At 61.8% G+C, this 2,299-nt stretch carries 2 protein-coding genes and 1 pseudogene; 1 reads left to right on the plus strand and 2 read right to left on the minus strand.

The features are described from left to right. Window positions 1-272 precede the first annotated feature (272 nt). Window positions 273-504, plus strand: a pseudogene (locus WAW17_RS06035) (acetolactate synthase large subunit); the annotation flags it as partial. Window positions 505-804: 300 nt separating this feature from the next. On the opposite strand, the gene WAW17_RS06040 reads toward WAW17_RS06035, so the two are convergent. Together WAW17_RS06040 and WAW17_RS06045 are read right to left on the minus strand one after the other, a co-directional pair. Further along, complete coding sequence (locus WAW17_RS06040; protein ID WP_422332098.1) at window positions 805-1,056, minus strand: DUF3263 domain-containing protein; 252 nt, start codon at window positions 1,054-1,056, stop codon at window positions 805-807. Between the two features lie 288 nt (window positions 1,057-1,344). Continuing rightward, window positions 1,345-2,299: acyl-CoA dehydrogenase family protein (locus tag WAW17_RS06045; protein ID WP_422332099.1), on the minus strand; the 955-nt coding region annotated here is incomplete at its 5' end.

A 2,299-nucleotide genomic window follows, 5' to 3' on the forward strand; every position in this document is an offset into this window, starting at 1 on the left:
GTCGAGCAGACGACCACGGCGCTCGTCATGCGCAAGTTGGTCGACTACCGCCTCACCCCGCTCCTGCAACAGCTCGCTGACAAGTCGTGACGGCAGCCATCGGAAGCATTCTGACAACTCGATAACCCGACGCGTCGTTGGCCGCCGAATCGACAGCCGATTCTGATCAGAGGATTCTCGTGAGTGCACCGACCCGGCTCCACACTGCCCGCGCAAACTGTCACCGCAACTCGTCATCGAGGCGGTCTGGAGGCAGCCGGTCCCGATTCCACTACGACGGGCGCTACTCGAGAATCGACCTCGCCGCCCACTCACGCTGGACCCCCGACTTCATCAAGCTGGTCGACGCACTCGGCCGCGTCGCCCTGCGATGCGATCGGGAGGACGACTTCGAATCCGTAATCGCCCAAACACGCGAGCAACGATCAGATCATGGCTGCCAGGGGAATTCGTCCCCTGTTCGACGAGGACATCACCGACGGTCACACTCAGGCGAATCTGTGAATTCCACGCGCGGGGACAGACGCAGCTTGCCGCAGCGATGATCGCCCCGCCAGTGCATAGCGCTCGAGATACCCACTTGGCGGACGCGCCGGCGGCAGGCTCACGGCCATTGGGCATCGCGTTACTCACGTCACCGGACCGTGTGGCGCGTGCGCGGACTGCGGCACCCAGATCGTCTCGCAGCCTCCACTACATCTCGGTATTCGACGTGGAGAGGTGTCTGCGCCCGGCACATGATCGGGGCCGACCTACCCCAGCCACTTCCCTGCGCGCGCCGGCTGCAACCGCATCTCAACCCGCCTACCTTGGAAGCCGCACATGCGAGATGCTCTCCGATGCCGATCGAGAGAGCTTGAATGAGCAGAACTCACGCAGTTGAGTGCGGGTTGCGAAATCGAGTTCATCGATCAGTGTGCTCGTGACCATCAACAGAATACGTTGGTAGAACTCGGTGGGCGTGAGCCCGAACTCGGGAAGAATGTATTCGTCTCCCCCACCGAAACGGAACCATTTCGTGGCGAAAACCAGCATTGCGCGGTCCTCGTGGGTCATTTGGACCCTCCTCCGGATACCTTGGTACTTACAAGTGAGATCGGGGGCGGCGAACATGTCCACCCCCGATCTTGCCGGCGGGTGACGAATCTTGCGGCGTCGGCGCCGTCCACAATGCTGCCGGAAACGACGCCGTTTGAGCGGTAGGCGTTGGCGACGAAGCCGATCCGCCCAAACCTCGCGACATACGACGCGGCGTTGCTACCGGCCCGACATGATAGAGCACGACCACACCCCGAACCGAGATTCTGTGGGACCGTACCGTGCCGGGCCGGCCGGGTACAGCGATTACAGCATGTCCGGTTGGACGATTCCGGGCTCGATCCCGAGGATATGGCGTCCGACAGTCTCGTAGCTAACCTGCGCATTGAACAGCACATGCCGTGCCGCGGTGCTGAAATCACGCCAGTAACGCTGCGCCGGCCCTGTCGTTCCGAATGCCGAGGAGCCCCCGAGATCCATCAACTCATCAGCCGCCTCGGTCAGGATCTGCACGACGAGAGCACCCTCTCCGCGGCACTCCGTGCGCTCCTCGATGGAGAGCACCCAGCGTTCAGTCGCAGCGTCATCGATCCGGGAGCATGAACCTTCCACCAGGCGACGTGCTGCTCGAATCTTTGTTGCAGCTTTACCAAGAGCGGCTTGATAGGCGGGCGAGTCACTCTTGTGAGCGAGGCTGCTGTAGATGATCGGTCCGCCACTCTTGGCCATGATGACTTCGAGGAGCCCCTCCACACTGCCGACAAGAACGCCGAGCGACTTTGCGCGCAGCAGTGGGTAGTTCACCCAGTAGTCGGAGGGTTCGAGTAGAGCGCTGTCCACGGCAGCCGGAGGTGTGGCCGAAATGTCCGCGAATGAACAGATGCTCGCCGAGTCGACCGTTACGTCATGTGCAACGACGGTGTCGGATCCGGTGCCTTTCATTCCGGTGACCTGCCATGTGTAGTCGAGTTCGACAGAACTCATGGGCAGCACGACCAGCATCGGTTGCTGGTCGGGCAGGATTGCAGGGACCATAGTGAACTGCGCATGGTGCGATCCCGTGGCGTAACTCCAGCGTCCGGTCAGCTTGAACCCATCGCCGTCCGGCACGAGCTGTCCCATCCCGTTCTGGGGAGAGCAGATCCGAGGGATACCATCGGCGAACACGGTTTCTTGAATCGCGGCCGGGAGCTTGGATGCGAACCACAGACATGAGTTGTAGATCGTGTAAACCCACGCCGTAGACGGGCAGCCCTTCGCC

The sequence above is a fragment of the Rhodococcus sp. (in: high G+C Gram-positive bacteria) genome, assembly GCF_049286785.1.
GTDB lineage: Bacteria > Actinomycetota > Actinomycetes > Mycobacteriales > Mycobacteriaceae > Rhodococcus_F.